The 21,091-nt window shown below is 60.4% G+C and carries 18 protein-coding genes; 5 read left to right on the forward strand and 13 right to left on the reverse strand.

Features of this window, described 5'->3' with window-relative positions; translation table 11 throughout:
• Positions 1 to 56: 56 nt before the first annotated feature.
• The 8 genes from AC1DXW_RS27120 to AC1DXW_RS27155 all read right to left on the reverse strand — a co-directional run bounded on the left by AC1DXW_RS27120 (position 57) and on the right by AC1DXW_RS27155 (position 10,714).
• Positions 57 to 953, reverse strand: coding sequence for a peptidoglycan DD-metalloendopeptidase family protein (locus tag AC1DXW_RS27120; RefSeq protein WP_477752250.1), 897 nt, complete (start codon positions 951 to 953; stop codon positions 57 to 59).
• Between the two features lie 181 nt (positions 954 to 1,134).
• A complete protein-coding gene (locus AC1DXW_RS27125; RefSeq protein WP_477752249.1) occupies positions 1,135 to 2,037 on the reverse strand; it encodes a response regulator in 903 nt (300 codons plus the stop codon).
• A gap of 167 nt (positions 2,038 to 2,204) precedes the next feature.
• Positions 2,205 to 2,966, reverse strand: coding sequence for a phosphate signaling complex protein PhoU (phoU, locus tag AC1DXW_RS27130; protein ID WP_046038908.1), 762 nt, complete (start codon positions 2,964 to 2,966; stop codon positions 2,205 to 2,207).
• Between the two features lie 111 nt (positions 2,967 to 3,077).
• A complete protein-coding gene (gene pstB, locus AC1DXW_RS27135; protein ID WP_477752248.1) occupies positions 3,078 to 3,911 on the reverse strand; it encodes a phosphate ABC transporter ATP-binding protein PstB in 834 nt (277 codons plus the stop codon).
• 202 nt (positions 3,912 to 4,113) lie between these two features.
• A complete protein-coding gene (pstA, locus tag AC1DXW_RS27140) occupies positions 4,114 to 5,784 on the reverse strand; it encodes a phosphate ABC transporter permease PstA (protein WP_477752247.1) in 1,671 nt (556 codons plus the stop codon).
• A 15-nt stretch (positions 5,785 to 5,799) separates the two neighbouring features.
• The gene (locus AC1DXW_RS27145) at positions 5,800 to 7,833 is read right to left on the reverse strand and encodes an ABC transporter permease subunit (protein WP_477760700.1); all 2,034 of its coding nucleotides are present in this window, start codon (positions 7,831 to 7,833) and stop codon (positions 5,800 to 5,802) included.
• Between the two features lie 412 nt (positions 7,834 to 8,245).
• Positions 8,246 to 9,247, reverse strand: a complete 1,002-nt coding sequence (locus AC1DXW_RS27150) for a phosphate ABC transporter substrate-binding protein PstS (RefSeq protein WP_007992839.1) — start codon at positions 9,245 to 9,247, stop codon at positions 8,246 to 8,248.
• 168 nt (positions 9,248 to 9,415) lie between these two features.
• Entirely contained in the window at positions 9,416 to 10,714 is a 1,299-nt protein-coding gene (locus AC1DXW_RS27155) for an MFS transporter (RefSeq protein WP_477752246.1), read from the reverse strand.
• A 363-nt stretch (positions 10,715 to 11,077) separates the two neighbouring features.
• On the opposite strand from AC1DXW_RS27155, the gene AC1DXW_RS27160 reads away from it, so the two are divergent.
• Both AC1DXW_RS27160 and AC1DXW_RS27165 read left to right on the forward strand, forming a co-directional pair.
• The gene (locus tag AC1DXW_RS27160) at positions 11,078 to 11,482 is read left to right on the forward strand and encodes an acyl-CoA thioesterase (protein ID WP_007942704.1); all 405 of its coding nucleotides are present in this window, start codon (positions 11,078 to 11,080) and stop codon (positions 11,480 to 11,482) included.
• 57 nt (positions 11,483 to 11,539) lie between these two features.
• Positions 11,540 to 12,439 carry a D-hexose-6-phosphate mutarotase gene (locus AC1DXW_RS27165; protein ID WP_477752245.1) on the forward strand — a complete coding sequence of 300 codons (900 nt, stop codon included), beginning with the start codon at positions 11,540 to 11,542 and terminating at the stop codon, positions 12,437 to 12,439.
• Positions 12,440 to 12,522: 83 nt separating this feature from the next.
• On the opposite strand, the gene AC1DXW_RS27170 is transcribed toward AC1DXW_RS27165, so the two are convergent.
• The 5 genes from AC1DXW_RS27170 to AC1DXW_RS27190 form a co-directional block, all read right to left on the reverse strand.
• Positions 12,523 to 13,059 (reverse strand): DUF3299 domain-containing protein, encoded by a 537-nt coding sequence (locus AC1DXW_RS27170; protein WP_477752244.1) that lies wholly within the window; start codon positions 13,057 to 13,059, stop codon positions 12,523 to 12,525.
• 86 nt (positions 13,060 to 13,145) lie between these two features.
• Positions 13,146 to 13,391: a GlsB/YeaQ/YmgE family stress response membrane protein gene (locus AC1DXW_RS27175; RefSeq protein ID WP_007928514.1), complete on the reverse strand. Its 246-nt coding sequence runs from the start codon at positions 13,389 to 13,391 to the stop codon at positions 13,146 to 13,148.
• 107 nt (positions 13,392 to 13,498) lie between these two features.
• The gene (locus AC1DXW_RS27180; RefSeq protein WP_414929669.1) at positions 13,499 to 14,581 is read right to left on the reverse strand and encodes a 5-(carboxyamino)imidazole ribonucleotide synthase; all 1,083 of its coding nucleotides are present in this window, start codon (positions 14,579 to 14,581) and stop codon (positions 13,499 to 13,501) included.
• Positions 14,582 to 14,592: 11 nt separating this feature from the next.
• Complete coding sequence (purE, locus tag AC1DXW_RS27185; RefSeq protein WP_223455273.1) at positions 14,593 to 15,084, reverse strand: 5-(carboxyamino)imidazole ribonucleotide mutase; 492 nt, start codon at positions 15,082 to 15,084, stop codon at positions 14,593 to 14,595.
• A 292-nt stretch (positions 15,085 to 15,376) separates the two neighbouring features.
• Positions 15,377 to 16,294 carry a LysR substrate-binding domain-containing protein gene (locus AC1DXW_RS27190; protein WP_008045548.1) on the reverse strand — a complete coding sequence of 306 codons (918 nt, stop codon included), beginning with the start codon at positions 16,292 to 16,294 and terminating at the stop codon, positions 15,377 to 15,379.
• Between the two features lie 180 nt (positions 16,295 to 16,474).
• Between AC1DXW_RS27190 and aspA the strand changes: the two genes are divergently transcribed.
• From aspA to AC1DXW_RS27205, 3 genes are all read left to right on the forward strand, one after another.
• Complete coding sequence (gene aspA / locus AC1DXW_RS27195; protein ID WP_008045549.1) at positions 16,475 to 17,899, forward strand: aspartate ammonia-lyase; 1,425 nt, start codon at positions 16,475 to 16,477, stop codon at positions 17,897 to 17,899.
• A gap of 492 nt (positions 17,900 to 18,391) precedes the next feature.
• On the forward strand, positions 18,392 to 19,840 hold the full coding sequence (locus tag AC1DXW_RS27200; RefSeq protein ID WP_477752243.1) for an alanine/glycine:cation symporter family protein: 1,449 nt from the start codon (positions 18,392 to 18,394) through the stop codon (positions 19,838 to 19,840).
• A gap of 138 nt (positions 19,841 to 19,978) precedes the next feature.
• On the forward strand, positions 19,979 to 20,983 hold the full coding sequence (locus tag AC1DXW_RS27205; RefSeq protein ID WP_477752242.1) for an asparaginase: 1,005 nt from the start codon (positions 19,979 to 19,981) through the stop codon (positions 20,981 to 20,983).
• Positions 20,984 to 21,091 lie beyond the last annotated feature (108 nt).

The following is a 21,091-nucleotide window of genomic DNA, read 5'->3' on the forward strand; positions in this document are numbered from 1 at the left end:
GTGTACACATGACCCTGTAGGAGCTGCCGAAGGCTGCGATCTTTTGTTTCAAGGCTTCACTGCTTGCCCAACGCAAAGTTGGGCAACGCACCCACCGGCTGGTTGAACTGGTATGGAATCGATACCAGCCCCAGCCCGGTATTGCGCTGCACCACGAAGTGCAAATGCGGCCCGGTGCTGTTGCCGGTGTTGCCCGACAGCGCCAAGGCGCTGCCCACCTGTACCCGCTGACCTTCCCGAACGCAGACCGAGCCTTTCTTCAGGTGCAGGTAAACGCCCATGGTCCCGTCATCGTGCAACACCCGCACGAAATTGCCGGATGCATCGGTGCCGCGCCCGCTCTGGCGATTTTCGGTTTTCACCACCACGCCGCCACGCGCGGCGATGATCGGCGTACCCTCTGGCATCGCGATGTCTATGGCGTAACGACTCTTGGGGCCGAAGTGGCTATAGGGGCCATTGGCGCCCTGACTGATCCGGAACGGTCCGCCACGCCAGGGCAACGGGTACCGATAGCCCACCGTGGGCCCTGAGGGGTCGCCCAGGGAGTATTTGAACTTCGGGACGTACGCGAGGGGCCTCCCACCTTTAGTTTCCGTGAGCTGCGCCAGGCGAACGCTGCTGCGCAGCGGTATCACGCGCCGAATCGTCCGCCCCGGCGCACCGCTGGCATTCTTCACCCCGGCAAAACTCAATTCGACCTCTACCGGCGCATACAGGTCATTACGCACGTACACGCTGTGCACGCCATTTTTCTTCATGATGATGAGGCGCACCTGACGCTCAAGGTGCTCGACCATGCCATCGCGAAAAACGAACACGTGGGCGCCTTTGCTGGGGCGGTCGCTGTAGGAAACCACGCCATAAGCGTCTTTGGACTTGTAGATGGTCATGGCCATGGCCGAGGTGGCGACCATGAACAGGCCACATAAAAACAGCAGGCGCGTGAACATGAGCAAGGATTCTGTCGAGTGAGGCCTGGGATTGAGCCTAGCAGCTGCAATGGACCCGAGTAGTCGACAGTTGTTTCAAAGAGACAAGATCAAAAGATCGCAGCCTTCGGCAGCTCCTACAGGTGTACACATAAACCTGTAGGAGCTGCCGAAGGCTGCGATCTTTCACAAGCGACGAAGATCACGCGCCGGGAATGAAGTGCTTCTGCGCCGTACCCCGCGCAATCAGGCGCGAGATGTAATCGAGCTTCTGCGCATCCTGATCGACAAAGCGGAAGGTCAGTTGCAGCCAGTCGCTGTCGGGCTTCGGTTCGTGGGCCACGACGGCGTGCAGATAGCCGTTGAGGCGGGCGATTTCGGCATTGTCGCCCTGCTCCAGGTCCAGCACGGCGCTGTCGAGGATCTGCGGCAGGGTCTCGGTACGCTTGACCACCAACAGGGCTTCCTTGAGGCTCAAGGCCTTGATCACGCATTGCGCGATGCCGTTCGGCAAGCGCAACTGGCCCTGACTACGGCCGCTGGTGGGTGCCGAAGAGGCCGCAGGCGCCTTGACCGGCGGGCTGTTGAGCAAGCCTTTGGACGGTGCGGGTGCGGCCGTTGCCATGGCGACGGGCGCCTTGCCACCGGTCAAGGCGGCGAGGGAGTCGTTACCGAATGCCGGACTCGTTTTGGTCGCGGCTACGTTGATCAAGGCATCGAGTTTGCCGACCTTGTGCAGCGCCTGCTTGACCTTGGTGAGCAGTTGCTCGTTGGTGAACGGCTTGCTGACGTAACCGGAAACTCCGGCCTGGATCGCCTGGACTACGTTCTCCTTGTCGCCACGGCTGGTCACCATCACGAAGGGCATGGCTTTGAGGTTGTCTTGCTCACGGCACCAGGTCAGCAATTCCAGGCCGGACATTTCCGGCATTTCCCAATCGCACAGGACCAGGTCGAAGGCTTCCTTGGCCAGCATGGCCTGGGCCTTTCTGCCGTTGATCGCGTCTTCGATCCGCATGCCCGGGAAATAATTGCGCAGGCACTTTTTCACCAAGTCACGAATGAACGACGCGTCGTCCACGACCAACACACTGACCTTACTCATCCACCACCCCTTTAAAAAATCCCGGCCAGCATACCGCCTTGCTGATGGCACATTGCCAAAAACCTTCAGTCACGCCGGACTTTTCGTTCGCGGGTGCTGCTTTTCGAATTCGTGAAGCGCAAACAAAAACGCCCGGCCAAAAGGCCGGGCGCTTTACTTGGGCAACCTTACTTATCGTCAGTTTTGCCCGGAACATTAGCGCTTTCGCCACTGGTTCCTTCAACTTCTTCCTTCATGCGCTTGAGCCCCAGGTGCCGCACGTCGGTGCCGCGTACCAGGTAGATCACCAGCTCCGAGATATTGCGCGCGTGGTCGCCGATACGCTCCAGCGAACGCAGCACCCAGATAATGCTCAGAACCCGCGAAATGGAACGCGGATCTTCCATCATGTAGGTGGCCAGCTCACGCAGGGCAGTCTTGTATTCGCGGTCGATGATCTTGTCGTACTGCGCCACCGACAAGGCCAGCTCGGCGTCGAAACGGGCAAAGGCGTCCAGTGCATCGCGGACCATGTTGCGTACCTGGTCACCGATGTGGCGCACTTCCACATAACCACGCGGCGCTTCGCCTTCTTCGCACAGCTGGATGGCGCGACGGGCGATCTTGGTCGCTTCGTCACCGATGCGCTCCAGATCGATCACCGACTTGGAAATGCTGATGATCAGGCGCAGGTCGGAAGCCGCCGGCTGACGACGAGCCAGAATGCGCAGGCATTCCTCGTCGATGTTGCGCTCCATCTGGTTGATCTGGTCGTCGATCTCGCGCACCTGCTGGGCCAGGCCGGAGTCGGCCTCGATCAGCGCGGTCACCGCGTCGTTGACCTGTTTCTCGACCAGCCCGCCCATGGCCAGGAGGTGGCTGCGCACTTCCTCCAGTTCGGCGTTGAACTGCTGGGAGATGTGGTGTGTAAGGCCTTCCTTAGAAATCATGTTGTCTGCTCCGCAAAAGCTGTGAGCTGCAAGCTACAAGCTGCAAGCTGATGTGTGTCGTACCCGAACCGCTCTTACTTGCCGCTTGAAGCGTGCGGCTTGTGGCAACTGCTAGCCGTAGCGACCGGTGATGTAGTCTTCGGTCTGCTTCTTCGCCGGATTGGTGAACAGCGTATCGGTGTCGCCAAACTCGACCAGCTTGCCCATGTACATGAACGCTGTGTAGTCGGACACCCGCGCCGCCTGTTGCATGTTGTGGGTCACGATCACGATGGTGAACTTGGATTTCAGTTCGTAGATCAGCTCTTCGACTTTCAGCGTGGAGATCGGGTCGAGTGCCGAGCACGGTTCGTCGAGCAGCAGCACTTCCGGCTCCACGGCGATGGTGCGGGCGATCACCAGACGTTGCTGCTGACCACCGGACAGGCCCAGTGCCGATTCGTGCAGACGGTCCTTGACCTCGTCCCACAGTGCCGCGCCTTTCAACGCCCACTCAACGGCTTCGTCGAGGACGCGCTTCTTGTTGATGCCCTGGATGCGCAGGCCGTAAACCACGTTTTCGTAGATGGTTTTCGGGAACGGGTTGGGCTTCTGGAACACCATGCCGACGCGACGACGCAGCTCGGCCACGTCTTCGCCCTTGCGGTAGATGTTGCTGCCGTACAGGTTGATCGCGCCATCGACACGGCAGCCGTCAACCAGGTCGTTCATGCGGTTGAAGGTACGCAGCAGCGTGGACTTGCCACAGCCGGACGGGCCGATGAAGGCGGTCACGCGCTGTTTCGGGATGTTCATGCTGACGTCGTACAGCGCTTGTTTGTCGCCGTAGAACAGGCTCAGGCCCGGCACTTCGATGGCTACGGTTTCCTGCTCGAGGTTCAGGCTCTGCTTGTCGCGACCCAGCGCCGACATGTTGATGCCGTGGGTATGTGCTTCGTGCTGCATGGGAGGCTCCCTGTGCTAACAAATTCGGTTCGTTTTCCGCTGGCCTCGTGATCGGGCCAGCAGGTTACCCAAAATCTATGTCTGACGCCGGTCCCTGTGGGAGCTGGCTTGCCTGCGATGCAGACGATGCGGTTTTTCAGTAACACCGCAGTGATGCCATCGCAGGCAAGCCAGCTCCCACAAGGGACCGCGCCGACCTTGCTTAACTGTCCAGCGCCTTGTACTTCTCGCGCAGGTGGTTACGGATGTACACCGCCGACAGGTTCAGCGTGGCGATCACCAGCACCAGCAGCAGCGCCGTGGCGTACACCAGTGGCCGCGCGGCTTCGACGTTCGGGCTCTGGAAGCCGACGTCATAGATGTGGAAGCCCAGGTGCATGATCTTCTGGTCCAGGTGCAGGTACGGGTAGTTACCGTCCACCGGCAGCGACGGCGCCAGTTTCACCACACCTACCAGCATCAGCGGCGCCACTTCACCCGCGGCGCGGGCCACGGCGAGGATCATGCCGGTCATCATCGCCGGGCTGGCCATCGGCAGCACGATCTTCCACAAGGTTTCCGCCTTGGTCGCGCCGAGGGCCAACGAGCCTTCACGCACGGTGCGAGGAATCCGCGCCAGGCCTTCTTCGGTGGCCACGATCACCACCGGCACCGCCAGCAGCGCCAGGGTCAACGAGGCCCAGAGCAGACCCGGTGTGCCGAAGGTTGGTGCCGGCAAGGCTTCCGGGAAGAACAGACGGTCGAGCGAGCCACCCAGCACATAGACGAAGAAGCCCAGGCCGAACACGCCGTAAACGATGGCCGGAACACCTGCCAGGTTGTTCACCGCGATGCGGATCACCCGGGTCAGCGCGTTCTGCTTGGCGTATTCACGCAGGTACACCGCCGCCAGCACGCCGAACGGGGTCACGATCATCGCCATGATCAGGGTCATCATCACGGTGCCGAAGATGGCCGGGAAGATCCCGCCTTCGGTGTTCGCTTCACGCGGGTCGTCGCTCAGGAACTCCCAGACCTTGCTGAAGTAGAAACCGATCTTGGTGGTCGTGCTCATGGCGTTCGGCTGATAGGCGTGAACCACTTTGCCGATGCCGATTTCGATTTCCTTACCGTTTGCATCGCGGGCGGTCAGGCTGTCGCGGTTGAACTGCGCGTGCAGGTCGCTCAGACGCGCTTCAACATCCTGATAGCGAGCATTGAGTTCGGCGCGCTCCGATTCCATGTCCGCTTGTGCAGTGGCGTCGAGTTTGCCATCCAGTTCAAGCTTGCGACCGTGCAAACGGATGCGCTCGAGACCGGCGTTGATCGCACCGATATCGGTTTTTTCCAGGCTCTTGAGCTGTGCAGCCAGCTTGTTCACGCGGTCGACACGGGCCTGCAGCTCAGGCCATGCCGCTTCGCCTTCAGCAATGACTTTGCCATCCTGTTTGACGTTGACCAGGTAACCGTAGAAGTTGCCCCACTCGCGACGCTCGATGGCCATCAGCTCCGGCGGCGTCGTCTGGTTGGTCAGCCACTCGCCGACGATCCAGGTGAAGTCGTTGCCGTTCAGGTCACGGTTGCCGACCTTGATCAGCTCGCGGGTCATGAACTCCGGGCCTTCGTCAGGCACCGGCAGGCCGGCGCTCTTCAGGCGGGCGCGTGGCACTTCTTCTTTCTGCACCACTTCGCCAATGACCAGGTGTTGGCCCTGGCCCGGCACGTCGTAGCTGGCGTGGATCAGATCCGCCGGCCAGAAGTGACCCAGGCCGCGTACGGCAATCACTGCCAGCAGGCCAATGGTCATGATGACCGCGATGGACACCGCGCCACCGCTGATCCAGACGCCGGGGGCGCCGCTCTTGAACCATCCTTTCAGGGAGTTCTGTTTCACAGACTTCTACCTTTCTTAAAGCGACGAGTATTTCTTGCGCAGACGCTGACGAATCAGTTCCGCGAGGGTGTTCATGACGAAGGTGAACAACAGCAGCACCAGCGCCGAGAGGAACAGCACGCGGTAGTGGCTGCCGCCGACTTCCGATTCGGGCATTTCCACCGCGACGTTGGCTGCCAGGGTGCGCAGGCCTTCGAACAGGTTCATTTCCATGACCGGGGTGTTACCGGTGGCCATCAACACGATCATGGTTTCACCGACGGCACGGCCCATGCCGATCATCAGCGCCGAGAAGATGCCCGGGCTGGCGGTGAGGATCACCACGCGGGTCATGGTCTGCCACGGCGTGGCACCGAGGGCCAGGGAGCCCAGGGTCAGGCCGCGAGGCACGCTGAACACGGCATCTTCGGCGATGGAATAGATGTTCGGGATGACCGCGAAGCCCATGGCCAGACCGACCACCAGGGCGTTGCGCTGGTCGTAGGTGATGCCCAGGTCGTGGGAGATCCACATGCGCATGTCTCCGCCGAAGAACCAGTTCTCCATGAACGGGCTCATGTACAGCGACAGCCAGCCCACAAACAGGATCACCGGAATCAGCAGCGCACTTTCCCAGCCATCCGGGACTTTCAGGCGGATCGACTCAGGCAGGCGGCTGAAGGTGAAACCGGCGACCAGAATGCCGATCGGCAGCAACATCAGCAGGCTGAAGATGCCGGGCAAATGCCCTTCCACATAGGGCGCGAGGAACAGACCGGCGAAGAAACCGAGGATCACTGTCGGCATCGCTTCCATCAGCTCGATCACCGGCTTGACCTTGCGGCGCATGCCCGGAGCCATGAAGTACGCGGTGTAGATCGCAGCGGCAACGGCCAGTGGAGCGGCCAGCAGCATGGCGTAGAACGCGGCTTTCAAGGTACCGAAGGTCAGCGGCGACAGGCTCAGCTTGGGTTCGAAGTCGGTGTTGGCGGCGGTCGATTGCCAGACGTATTTAGGCTCGTCGTAGTTCTCGTACCAGACCTTGCTCCACAGTGCGCTCCACGAGACTTCCGGGTGCGGGTTGTCGAGCAGCAGCGGGTGCAACTTGCCGCCGGCTTCCACGATCACGCGGTTGGCGCGAGGCGACAGACCGAAAACGCCTTGGCCTTCAGCGACCGGTTCCACCAGCAAGGTGCGGTGGGCGGTGCTGTGGAACACGCCGAGCTTGCCGGAAGCGTCGAGGGCAACGAAGCCCTTGCGGCGTTCTTCGGCAGTGATTTCAACGATAGGCGTGGTGCCCATCTGGAAGGTGCGGATCTGCTTCAGGCGTTGTTCGCCATCGGGGTCGCGAGCCATGAACCACTGGGCCAGGCCACCTTTGGAGTCACCGATGATCAGCGAGATACCGCCCACCAGCTGGGTGCTGGCGGTGACTTCGGTTTCGCCGTTTTCCACCAGTTTGTAGCGACCGTTGAGGCTCTTGTCGCGCAGGCTGAACACGTCGGCCTGGGCACGCCCGTTGATCACGTACAACCACTGTTGACGCGGGTCGACGAAGATGTTTTTCACCGGCTCGTTCATCTGCGGCAGTTCGATGCGCTTCTGCTCGTTGGTGACTTCGCCGGTCATCATGTTCTCTTCGCTGGTCAGCGACAGAACATTGAGTTGTGAACCGGTGGCGCCAACCAGCATCAGGGTCGAGTCGTTGGCGTTGAGGCTGACGTGCTCCAGCGCACCGCCGGCTTCGTTCACCGCGATTGGCGCTTCGCCATACGGGTACTCGATGGCCGGTGTGATGGATTTCTTGCCGTCCGGGTAGCTGACTTTATAGGTGTGGCGGAACACCAGGGCCTGACCGTTGGAAAGCCCCACAGCCACCAGCGGGTGACCTGGCTGGTCTTCACCGATGGAGGTCACGGTGGTGCCGGCCGGAATCGGCAGATCGACGCGCTTCAATTCAGCGCCACTGTCGATGTCGAAGAACAATGCCTGGCCCTTGTCAGAAACCCGCATCGCAACCTGGTTCTGTTCTTCCAGGGAGATCATCAGCGGCTTGCCGGCGTCTTGCATCCAGGCTGGCGTGATGGCGTCCTTGGCGGTCAGGCTGGCACCCTGGAACAGCGGCGCGACGACGTAGGCAAGGAAGAAGAAGATCAAGGTGATCGCGCCCAGCACAGCGAGGCCGCCAACGAGGACGTACCAGCGGGTCAGGCGATCTTTGAGCGCGCGAATGCGGCGCTTGCGTTGCAACTCAGGCGTATTGAAATCAATTCGCTTGGGGGGATTAGTAGTCATGTTGGAATTGGCCAGATCATTCATTCGCACACCCTAGCGATCCTGTATGACAGAAAGATGACAGTGCAGTGACGCAACAAATCCGCCGCTGGCGGTAACCAGCAGCGGATAGAGAATTAGAGGTGTATGGGGGCGGCTCCTGCCACCCCCATGTGAGTCCAGAGGGGGTCACTCTAGACTCAATTTGTTACTTTTTTGCGACTTCAGCGCCGCCTTCCGCCAGACCCAGGTCAGCCAGAGCTTTGGCAGCTACTTTGGCCGGCAGTGGGATGTAACCGTCTTTCACTACAACTTCCTGACCCTGTTTCGACAGAACCAGTTTCACGAACTCGGCTTCCAGCGGGGCCAGAGGCTTGTTCGGAGCTTTGTTCACGTATACGTACAGGAAGCGGGACAGCGGGTACTTGCCGTTCAGGGCGTTTTCTTCGGTGTCTTCGATGAACTCGGTGCTGCCCTTCTTGGACAGAGCAACGGTTTTCACGCTAGCAGTCTTGTAGCCGATGCCCGAGTAACCGATGCCGTTCAGCGAGGAGCTGATCGACTGAACGACCGAAGCCGAACCTGGTTGTTCGTTCACGTTTGGCTTGTAGTCGCCTTTGCACAGGGCTTCTTCTTTGAAGTAGCCATAAGTGCCGGATACCGAGTTACGACCGAACAGTTGAACCGGCTTGTTGGCCAGGTCGCCGGTCACGCCCAGGTCGCCCCAGGTCTTGACTTCGGTCTTGGCGCCGCACAGACGAGTGGACGAGAAGATCGCGTCGACCTGCTCCATGGTCAGGTGCTGGATCGGGTTGTCCTTGTGTACGAATACAGCCAGGGCGTCCACGGCAACCGGGATAGCGGTTGGCTTGTAGCCGTACTTCTGCTCGAAGGCAGCCAGTTCGGTGTCCTTCATCTTGCGGCTCATCGGGCCCAGGTTGGAGGTGCCTTCAGTCAGCGCAGGTGGCGCAGTGGCGGAGCCAGCGGCCTGAATCTGGATGTTTACGTTCGGGTATTCTTTTTTGTAGTTCTCGGCCCAGAGGGTCATGAGGTTGGCCAGAGTGTCGGAACCAACGCTGGACAGGTTGCCCGACACACCAGTGGTCTTGGTGTAGCTCGGGATAGCAGGGTCAACAGCGGCAACCGCGTTGGCAGTCGCAACGCCAGCAGCGACAAAAGTCATTGCCGCCATCAAACGCTTCAGTTTCATGCCTTACTCCTAGCAGATAGGGTGTGTTATTCGGGGCCAAGTATCAGCAGGCCGTGTGAACACTCTATGGCTGAAATATGACAATTGGATGAAAGGCCAGCACTCCGCTAAGAAGGCTGGCCTTTCAGTTGTAACTGTAGATGTGAGGAGTGCTGTGATCGCTCGCTGTCAGCGGCCCTTCTTCCAGAGATATGCACCTACCAGAATCCCCACCCCACACAGCACCGCCACATAATAAGCAGGTCCCATCGCACTTTCCTTGAGCAACAGGCTGACGATCATCGGCGTCAGGCCACCGAAAATCGCGTAGGCAACGTTGTACGAGAACGACAAGCCGCTGAAGCGCACCACCGGCGGGAACGCTTTGACCATCACGTACGGCACCGCGCCGATGGTGCCGACCAACAGACCGGTCACGGCATACATCGGGAACAGCCAGTCGGGATGGTCGGCCAGACTGTGATAGAAGGTCCAGGAGCTGGCCAGCAGCGCGGTACAGCCGATCACGAAGACTCGTCCCGCACCGAAGCGATCGGCCAGTGCGCCGGCAATGATGCAGCCAAAGCTCAGGAACACGATCGCCACGCTGTTCGCCTGCAGGGAGGTGGTAGGCGAGAAGTGATAGACCGTCTGCAACACAGTCGGGGTCATCAGGATCAACACCACGATGGCGGCCGACAGCAGCCAGGTCAGCAGCATCGAAATGGCGATGGCGCCACGATGGTCACGCAGCACCGCCCGCAGCGGCACTTCTTCGGCCAGGGCCTTGCGCTGTTGCAGCTCGGCGAACACAGGGGTTTCGTGCAACCAGCGACGCAGGTACACCGAGAACAGACCAAACACGCCACCCAGCAGGAACGGAATCCGCCAGGCGTAATCCGACACTTCCACCGGGGTATAGAGGCTGTTGATCGCCGTGGCGACCAGCGAGCCGAGCAAGATGCCCGCCGTCAGGCCGCTGGTCAGGGTGCCACAGGCGTAGCCGACATACCGCTGCGGAACGTGTTCGGAAACGAAGACCCACGCCCCCGGCACTTCACCGCCAATGGCGGCGCCCTGGATCACCCGCATCAACAGCAGCAGGATCGGCGCCCACATGCCGATCTGCGCATAGGTCGGCAACAAACCCATGATCAAGGTCGGCACGGCCATCATGAAAATGCTCAAGGTGAACATTTTCTTGCGGCCCAGCAGGTCGCCGAAGTGCGCCATCACGATGCCGCCCAGCGGCCGTGCCAGGTAGCCGGCGGCAAAGATGCCGAATGTCTGCATCAGGCGTAGCCACTCGGGCATGTCCGCCGGGAAGAACAGCTTGCCCACCACCGTTGCGAAGAACACGAAGATGATGAAGTCGTAGAACTCCAGCGCGCCGCCCAGGGCAGACAGCGATAGAGTCTTGTAGTCGTTGCGGGTCAGCGGGCGTGCGGGTTGCTCTGGCTGCGCGATGCTCGAGGGCGCTGTGGTCATGGCAAGGGCTTCTCTTATAGTCGGATCTGCAACCTCAACAACGCTGGCTGAGGTTTGGGCAGGTCCGGCACGATAGCAAATTGTTCGAAAAAGCACATAGATGTGCGTTTTTGACAGTCAAAATGAGAACCGGACGGTCGTCGCGGAGTCTACCGACCGATATACTCAAACCTTGCTCCGGTTTTTGAGGGGTTGCTGTGCGAAAACGCCTGTCAGGTTCATAGGCGATTTCGCAGAGTTTCCCTTTAGGCGCCTTATGGAAAACGTGACGAACGTAGTATGTTCGGTGCTGAATCGTTTTTCCCGAAGACGGCTACCACCAGCAATACCAACGAAGAGTCACGGGTCAGAGGCACCCCCGGCATGATAGAGCTCGAACAAGAAGATCCGATCCCGCAAGGCGACCTGGCCCTGCAAATCACCGCGCTCCCTCGCGAAACCAACGGCTTTGGCGATATTTTCGGCGGCTGGCTGGTGGCGCAGATGGATTTGGCAGGCACCGCGATGGCCAGCAAGGTCGCTGGCGGACGCGTTGCCACCGTCGCGATCGACCGCATGGCATTTCTGGTTCCGGTGGCGGTGGGCGCGCAGCTCTCCTTTTATACCCAGGCCCTGGAAATCGGTCGCAGCTCGATCAAGATGATGGTCGAGGTCTGGAGCGACGATCCGCTGTCCAGCGAGTGGCGTAAAGTAACCGAAGCGGTGTTTGTGTTCGTTGCCATCGACGGCAGCGGTCGCACCCGTTCGGTTCCGCCTCGGGCTCGCTAAACCTGGCAACCGTTTTGCGGTCGATAGTCGTCCACTTTACTGATCGAGAGCTGTCCCATGAGCACGCCCAATGTTGAAGCCGTAAAACTGGATGAACTGAACTGCTGGCGCATCCGCCACGGTCAGGCCGAATTACTGGTGGCCCAGCAAGGCGCACACATCCTCAGCTATCAACTGGCTGGCCAGCCGCCGCTGATTTGGCTCAACGACGAGGCCGTGTTCAAGACCGGCAAGAGCATCCGTGCCGGCGTGCCGGTGTGCTGGCCGTGGTTCGGCAACTTTGCGCGCAACCCGCAAAGCGTTCAGGCGATGCACACCAGCAATGAAGCGCCGTCGGCTCATGGCTTCGTGCGAGCGATGGATTGGGAGCTGGGCGGCATAGAAGCCGAAGGCGAAAGCCTGAAGGTCGAATTCCTCCTGCCCTACCCCGAAGGCGGCTTTCCCGGCTGGCCGCACCAGGTGGATTTGACGTTGAGCATTCGCCTCGACGAGCAATTGCACATCCAGCTGACCAGCCACAACCGGGGCGCCGAAACCGTCAGCATCAGCCAGGCGTTGCACAGTTATTTTGCCGTCAGCGATGTGCGCGAGGTGCATGTCGAAGGTGTGGATGGCTTGAGCTACATCGAAACCCTGGAAGACTGGAAAACCAAGCAACAGTCCGGTGATCTGCGTTTTACCGGCGAGACCGATCGCATCTATCTCGATGCACCACCGCAGTTGAGCATCGTCGATCCTGCCTGGGAACGGCGCATCGTGCTGACCAGCACCGGCTCGCGTACGGCGGTGATCTGGAACCCGTGGATCGACCGCGCCGCTGCGTTCAGTGACATGGCCGATGACGGCTGGCAACGCATGCTGTGCATCGAGACGGCGAACGTGATGGGCGATGTGGTGACGCTCGCAGCGGGCGCGAGCCACACCTTGGGTGTCAGCATCGGTAGCAAACCGCTTTAAGATCAAAAGATCGCAGCCTTCGGCAGCTCCTACAGAGATCGGTGTAGGAGCTGCCGAAGGCTGCGATCTTTTTGTCTACTTGATTACAGATCCGACTCTTTCACTACTCTGACCTTCTGCGCATCCAGCGCATACGCCGCATCGGCGAGGTCATTGCTGACCTTCTCGACTTTCAGCGTGCCGGTGACCCACAGCGGCGTGTAGATATCGTTCAGCTTCAGGCCCTTTGGATAGCGCACCAGCACCAGTTGGTTGGGTGGCGGCGGTGGCACATGGATGCACGCGCCCGGATACGGCACCAGGAAGAACAGCGTACTGCGGCCCTTGGCGTCGGACTCCAGCGGCACGGGGTAACCGCCAATGCGGATGTTCTTGTCGTTCATCGACGCAACGGTCTTTGTCGAGTACATCACCGCCGGCAAGCCTTTGGCCTGCTTCATCCCACCCTTGTCGGTGAAAGTGCCATTGGCTTCAGGGGAGTTGTGGTCGATTTCAGGCATGGCCTCGAGGGCCTTCTGATCCGACTTGGGCATCAATTCGAGCCAGTCGGTTTCTGGCAATTCGCCAGCATGGGCAAAGCCCGAACCCAGTAAAACAAGAGTCAGTAAAAGACGGCGCATGAAGGTGCTCGGTAAAGGGAAGAACAGGAAACGCCGAGCATTCTAGCCCTCCCGGCCAGTTTGGCGGAGAGGGCTTGTCGCCTGGATCAGTTCTTTTTGACCAGCCCGTAGATCACCAGCAGCACAACGGCGCCCACCAGCGCACCGATGAAGCCTGCTCCTTGGCCAGCCTGATAGATGCCCAGGGCTTGACCGCCGTAAGTCGCCGCCAGCGAACCGCCAATACCGAGCAGGATGGTCATGATCCAGCCCATGCTGTCATCGCCCGGTTTCAGGAACCGTGCCAGCAGGCCGACAATCAAGCCGATAAAGATGGTTCCGATGATTCCCATGGCATTTCCCTCTGAATGAAGTGGCTATGCGAAAGCCTAGTCAGACTTTGGCATCCTGCCATGAGAGAACGGCGGTCCCTGAATGGTTCCGCCGCTGCCACATGAAACTATTCGGCGATCAGCGCTTCGACCTTGAGGATCTGCGCGGTCAGCGTTTCGCGATCCGCACAACGCAAGTTGGCGTGACCGACCTTGCGGCCGACCTTGAACGCCTTGCCGTAGTGATGCAGATGGCAATCGGCGATGGCAACGACCTTCTCGGTGTCCGGCACTTTGCCAATGAAGTTGAGCATCGCGCTTTCGCCGACCTTGGCCGTCGAACCCAACGGCAGACCGGCAACGGCCCGCAGGTGGTTTTCGAACTGGCTGCACTCGGCGCCTTCGGTGGTCCAGTGCCCTGAGTTGTGCACCCGGGGGGCAATTTCGTTGGCCTTGAGGCCACCGTCGACTTCAAAGAACTCGAACGCCATCACGCCGACGTAATCCAGCTGCTTGAGCACACGGCTGGAGTAGTCTTCGGCCAGAGCTTGCAACGGGTGATCGGTGCTGGCCACGGACAGCTTGAGGATGCCGCTTTCGTGGGTGTTGTGTACCAGCGGATAGAAGCGGGTTTCACCGTCGCGGGCGCGCACGGCGATCAGCGAGACTTCACCAGTGAACGGCACGAAGCCTTCCAGCAGACAGGCCACGCTGCCCAGTTCGGCGAAGGTGCCGACCACATCCTCAGGGGTGCGCAGGACTTTCTGGCCCTTGCCGTCGTAACCCAAAGTACGGGTTTTCAGCACTGCCGGCAGACCGATGGAAGCCACGGCGGCGTCCAGGTCGGCCTGGGACTGGATGTCGGCGAACGCCGGAGTAGGAATCCCCAGGTCCTTGAACATGCTCTTCTCGAACCAGCGATCACGGGCGATGCGCAGGGCTTCAGCACTCGGGTAGACCGGGACGAATTGCGAGAGAAAAGCCACGGTCTCGGCCGGAACGCTTTCGAACTCGAAGGTCACCAGATCGACTTCATCGGCCAGCTGACGCAGGTGATCCTGATCGCCGTAATCGGCTCGCAGGTGTTCGCCCAACGCGGCTGCGCAAGCATCCGGCGCCGGGTCCAGGAAAGCGAAGTTCATGCCCAGCGGAGTGCCCGCCAGCGCCAACATGCGACCCAGTTGGCCGCCACCGATTACACCGATCTTCATCGTCAACAACCTCAGGCGATGCGTGGGTCTGGATTGTCCAGGACGCTGTCTGTCTGCTCAGCACGGAAGGTTTTCAGCACCGTATGGAACTGCGGGTGCTTGGCGCCCAGGATACTCGCCGACAACAGCGCTGCGTTGATCGCACCCGCCTTGCCGATGGCCAGAGTGGCAACCGGAATGCCTGCTGGCATCTGCACAATGGAGAGCAGCGAATCAACGCCCGAAAGCATAGCGGACTGCACGGGTACGCCCAGCACCGGCAAGTGGGTCTTGGCCGCACACATGCCTGGCAAGTGGGCCGCGCCACCGGCACCGGCGATGATCACCTCGATGCCACGTGCCTCGGCTTCTTCAGCGTACTGAAACAGCAGGTCCGGGGTGCGGTGGGCAGAAACCACTTTCACCTCGTAGGGTATGCCGAGCTTTTCCAGCATATCGGCGGTGTGGCTAAGGGTGGACCAATCGGACTTGGAGCCCATGATCACGCCAACCAGTGCACTCATCGTCGTGCCTCTTCTCTCTGGGCGCCCGCAGGCGCGTCAAAAAACAATAAGCCACGCAGGATGCGTGGCTTGATTGTACGAATTATGGCCGGTCGTAACCGGCCGAAGGCCGCGCAGTATACCTCAATGAAGCAGATAAACAGCCCCCGATACGACCATCTGTCATACGGCGCAAAGTGCCGGTTTTATTGACTCGAAGGTCAGCCAACGCTCAACACAAAACACCGTGGAACTTGATCCCGATCCTGATTGCTCCAAACAACAAAACCCCCTGTGGGAGCATTTGGTGGTTTCAAGAACCGGTTGTGCCTTGGGCCGCGCCGCCTTCAAGTTTGCGCCACAACAACCGCACGTTGGCCTTGCGCACCAGCGCACAGCGGTACAGACGAATCTCCAGCGGCACGTGCCACTGCGGGCCGCCGCAGACCACCAGTTCACCGCGTGCCAGTTCGGCGCGCACGCTCAGTTGCGGCACCCAGGCGATGCCCAGGCCTTCCAGGGCCATGCTTTTGAGGCTGTCAGCCATGGCGGTTTCGTAGATCGTGGTGAAGCGCAGCGCCCTTTGGCGCAGCAGCATGTTCACCGAACGGCCGAGAAACGCACCGGCGCTGTAGGCCAGCAACGGCACGCTGCCTTCGCCTTCCAGATCGAACAGCGGTTTGCCGTCGGCGTCGGCGGCACACACCGGCAGCATTTCGGTGTGGCCCAAGTGCAGTGACGGGAAGATTTCCGGGTCCATCTGCATCGCGGCATCCGGGTCGTAGAAGGCCAGCATCAGATCGCAGCCACCTTCGCGCAAGGCATGCACCGCGTCACCCACGTTGGTCGCCACCAGTCGCGTGGCGATGTTCAAGCCTTCGTTGCGCAACTGCGCGATCCAGCGCGGAAAGAAACCCAGCGCCAGGGAGTGTGCGGCAGCCACCTGCATTACCTCGCCCTGCCCGCCTTCCAGGTGATGCAGATGGCGCAACACTTCGCCGAGCTGCTCGACCACGGTGCGTGCGGTGACCAGAAACAATTGCCCTGCCGCTGTCAGTTCCACCGGCGTGCGTGAACGATTGACCAGCGTCAGCCCCAGCGCCGCTTCCAGGCTGCGGATTCGTCGGCTGAACGCCGGTTGCGTCACGAAACGCCGCTCGGCTGCCTGGGAGAAACTGCGGGTGGCGGCCAGGGCACTAAAGTCCTCCAGCCATTTGCTTTCCAGATTCATCACATCCTCCCGGAGATGCACCAATTTAGGTCACACGCTTGCCGTCAACGCCGCGTCACACGGGCATTATGCCGAATGTGCATAGGCTAGTGTTTAACAGCATTGGCCCAAAATTCTGCACAAGCCTAGCATTCACAGCGTTCCGGCACAGACCGGGTCCATATTGAGATGATTTCTATCATGTCCTCCGCTGCATCATTCCGCACAGAAAATGACCTGCTTGGCGCCCTCGAAGTACCGGCTCAAGCGTATTACGGTATCCAGACCCTGCGAGCGGTGAATAACTTCCGCCTTTCGGGCGTTCCGATTTCGCACTACCCGAAACTGGTTGTCGGTCTGGCCATGGTTAAACAGGCCGCCGCAGACGCCAACCGTGAGTTGGGTCACCTGAGCGAAGCCAAGCACGCTGCCATCAGCGAAGCCTGTGCACGTTTGATCCGCGGCGACTTCCACGAAGAGTTCGTGGTGGACATGATTCAAGGCGGCGCTGGCACTTCGACCAACATGAATGCCAACGAAGTCATCGCCAACATCGCACTGGAGGCCATGGGTCACCAGAAAGGCGAATACCAGTACCTGCACCCGAACGACGACGTCAACATGGCGCAGTCGACCAACGACGCCTACCCAACAGCTATCCGCCTGGGTCTGTTGCTCGGTCACGACGCCCTGCTGGCCAGCCTCGACAGCCTGATTCAGGCGTTCGCGGCCAAGGGCCAAGAATTCAACCACGTCCTGAAGATGGGTCGTACCCAGTTGCAAGACGCCGTGCCGATGACCTTGGGTCAGGAATTCCGCGCTTTCGCCACCACCATGGGCGAAGACCTGGCCCGTCTGAAGACGCTGGCCCCGGAACTGCTGACTGAAGTGAACCTGGGCGGCACCGCGATCGGCACCGGCATCAACGCCGACCCGCGCTATCAGGCCCTGGCTGTACAGCGCCTGGCGCTGATCAGTGGTCAACCGCTGGTTCCGGCGGCCGACCTGATCGAAGCCACTTCCGACATGGGCGCCTTCGTGCTGTTCTCCGGCATGCTCAAGCGCACCGCGGTCAAGCTGTCGAAGATCTGCAACGACCTGCGCCTACTGTCCAGCGGCCCACGCACCGGCATCAACGAGATCAACCTGCCGGCACGCCAGCCTGGCAGCTCGATCATGCCAGGCAAGGTCAACCCGGTTATCCCGGAAGCCGTTAACCAGGTGGCCTTCCAGGTCATCGGTAACGATCTGGCGCTGACCATGGCAGCCGAAGGCGGCCAACTGCAACTGAACGTGATGGAGCCGCTGATCGCCTTCAAGATCTTCGACTCGATCCGCCTGCTGCAACGCGCCATGGACATGCTGCGCGAGCACTGCATCGTCGGCATCACCGCCAACGAAGCACGCTGCCGTGAACTGGTCGAGCACTCGATCGGCCTGGTCACCGCGCTGAACCCGTACATCGGCTACAAAAATGCCACCCGCATCGCCGGCCTCGCTCTTGAAAGCGGCCGCGGCGTGCTGGAACTGGTGCGTGAAGAAGGTCTGCTCGACGAAGCCATGCTCGCCGACATCCTGCGCCCGGAAAACATGATTGCTCCGCGTCTGGTGCCCCTGAAGGCATAACCCGACGCGTTATTTGTAGCACCGCTCACCAGGTCGAGGGACTAGACACCTCTCACCTTTTGAGGGCCTGGAGATCAATCTCCAGGCCCTTTTTTTTAACTGTTTTGTAGGAGCGAGCTTGCTCGCGAAAGATGTTTAACGATAACGCGTAAACCTGATGGCCAACGGCGCCCTTGAGTTTTTCGCGAGCGAGCTCGCTCCTACAGGAGCCAGACGCCAGTAAGGACAGGTGCTTCAAAGGCTTCGCTTCACCGAATACACCACAACCGTGCAGACGGACGGCACTGTCATCGGTATAGTGCCGCCCCTCTTCGCATGAGCGGTCGTCGGTAGCGAGGCCACAACCCATGCGAAACCCGAACTAATAACAAACCCGCGATATGAAACCGGGACGAACTTCGACCCGCCTGTTGTGCCGTGCGCCAGCGGGTGTAACTCGATATGTCTATCCGGCCAGCATCCGCCTACACAAAAAACAGCGAGGAATAATCCATGCTCGAAGTCATTAACGACTTCCTCTCAGGGAAAGTACTGATCGTGCTCATTGTCGGGCTCGGTAGCTACTTCACGATCCGCTCGCGTTTCGTTCAACTGCGTCATTTCTTCCACATGTTCGCGGTGTTCCGCGACAGCCTCAAAAGCAGCGCCGGGCAACTCAGTTCGTTCCAGGCCCTGATGCTCAGCCTCGCCGGCCGCGTCGGTGCGGGCAACATCGCCGGCGTCGGCATTGCCGTGACCCTTGGTGGCCCCGGAGCGGTGTTCTGGATGTGGGTGACCGCACTGGTCGGCATGTCCAGCAGCTTCTTCGAATGCTCCCTCGGCCAGCTCTACAAGCGCTGCGATTCCGAAGGCCAGTTCCGTGGCGGTCCGTCCTATTACATCCAGCACGGTCTGCAAAAACGCTGGCTGGGCATGCTGATGGCGTTCTTGCTGCTCGTGACGTTCGGCTTCGCCTTCAACGGCCTGCAAGCCCACGCCGTGACGCACTCGTTGAACAACGCGTTCGGCCTCGACACCACTTACACCGGCATCGGTCTGGCCGTGTTGCTGGGTCTGGTGTTCATCGGCGGAATCAAGCGCATCGCCAAGGTCGCCGACCTGTTGGTGCCGGTGAAAACCCTTGTGTACATCGGCGTGACCCTCTACGTGATCGTGCTGCAGTTCGACCATGTGCCGGGCATGCTGATAACCATCGTCAAGAGCGCTTTCGGTCTGGACCAGGCCTTTGGCGGCCTGATTGGCAGCGCCATTGTCATGGGCGTGAAACGTGGAGTGTTCGCCAACGAAGCAGGCCTGGGCAGTGCGCCGAACGTGGCGGCGGTTGCGGCGGTCGAGCACCCGGTGGCACAAGGTGTGGTGCAGGCGTTCAGCGTGTTCCTCGATACCTTCGTGATCTGCACCTGCACCGCGCTGCTGATCCTGCTTTCCGGCTTCTACACCCCGGGCTTCGAAGGCGACGGCATTGCCCTGACCCAGAACTCGCTGGCCGCCGTGGTCGGTGACTGGGGCCGGATGTTCATCTCCGTGGCCCTGGCGTTGTTCGTGTTCACCTCGATCCTCTATAACTACTACCTGGGCGAGAGCAACCTGCGCTTTTTGATCGGTGAAAACCGCAAGGCGCTGATGGGCTATCGCGCACTGGTACTGGTGCTGATTTTCTGGGGCGCCATCGAAAACCTCGGCACCGTATTTGCCTTCGCCGACATCACCATGACCATGCTCGCGTTCGTCAACCTGATCGCGCTATTCCTGCTGTTCAAGGTCGGCATGCGCATCCTGCGTGACTACGATGACCAGCGCGCCGCTGGGATCAAGACGCCGGTTTTCGACTCCGCCAAGTTCCCGGACCTGGATCTGGATCGCCAGGCGTGGCCGGCCAATCCGCCGGCAGCTGCTCAGAATCAGGCTGAGCCGCAAGGCGTGACCGCAGCGCAACGCTGATCGGTTAAAGTGCACAATCCCGTGTGGGAGCGAGCCTGCTCGCGATGAGGCCATAACATTCAACAGCCATCTTGACTGTCAGGCCGCTATCGCGAGCAGGCTCGCTCCCACAGGAGTCATCGCTCTCGGAGAACCTCCATGATTTCCTCGACCTATCCTGCCGCCCAGCACGTCATGGTGCTCTACACCGGCGGCACCATCGGCATGCAGGCTAGCGCCAACGGCCTGGCTCCAGCGTCCGGTTTCGAAGCGCGGATGCGCGATTATCTGCACAGCCAGCCTGATCTGGTGGTGCCGCAATGGCGCTTCCGTGAAATGTCGCCGCTGATCGACAGCGCCAACATGACCCCGACGTATTGGCAGCAGCTGCGTGAAGCGGTGGTCGACGCAGTGGATGTGCAGGGCTGCGACAGCGTGCTGATCCTGCATGGCACCGACACGCTGGCCTACAGTGCCGCCGCCATGAGCTTCCAGTTGCTCGGCCTGCATGCCCGCGTGTGCTTCACCGGCTCCATGCTGCCGGCCGGCGTCACCGATAGCGATGCCTGGGAAAACCTCGGCGGCGCGCTGGTTGCACTGGGCCAGGGCCTCGCGCCGGGCGTGCATCTGTACTTCCATGGCGAACGGCTGGACCCGACCCGCTGCGCGAAGGTACGCAGTTTCGGCCGCCATCCGTTCAAGCGCCTGGAGCGTCAGGGCGGTGGCGTGAAGGTGCCTTCTTTACCAACACAGCTGAATTACAACCAACCCAAACAATTGGCGAACGTCGCGGTGCTGCCGCTGTTCCCCGGCATCAGCGCCGAGGTGCTGGATGGTTTGCTCGACAGTGGCATTCAGGGCCTGGTGCTGGAGTGCTACGGTAGCGGCACCGGTCCGAGCGACAACCCCGGGTTTCTCGCCAGCCTTGGGCGTGCGCGGGACAAGGGCGTTGTAGTAGTGGCCGTCACGCAATGCCACGAAGGCGGGGTTGTACTGGACGTCTATGAAGCCGGCAGTCGCTTGCGTGGCGTTGGGGTGTTGTCCGGTGGCGGCATGACCCGTGAGGCGGCGTTCGGCAAGTTGCATGGGTTGTTGGGTGCGGGGCTTGAAACGGACGAAATCCGTCGGCTTGTCGAACTCGACCTGTGCGGTGAACTGAGCTGACACCACACCACCCTTGTAGGAGCGAGCCTGCTCGCGATAGCGGTCTACCATTCACATTGATGTGACTGATCCACCGTCATCGCGAGCAGGCTCGCTCCCACAGGGGAC

This window comes from Pseudomonas sp. P4_C4, from assembly GCF_056402055.1.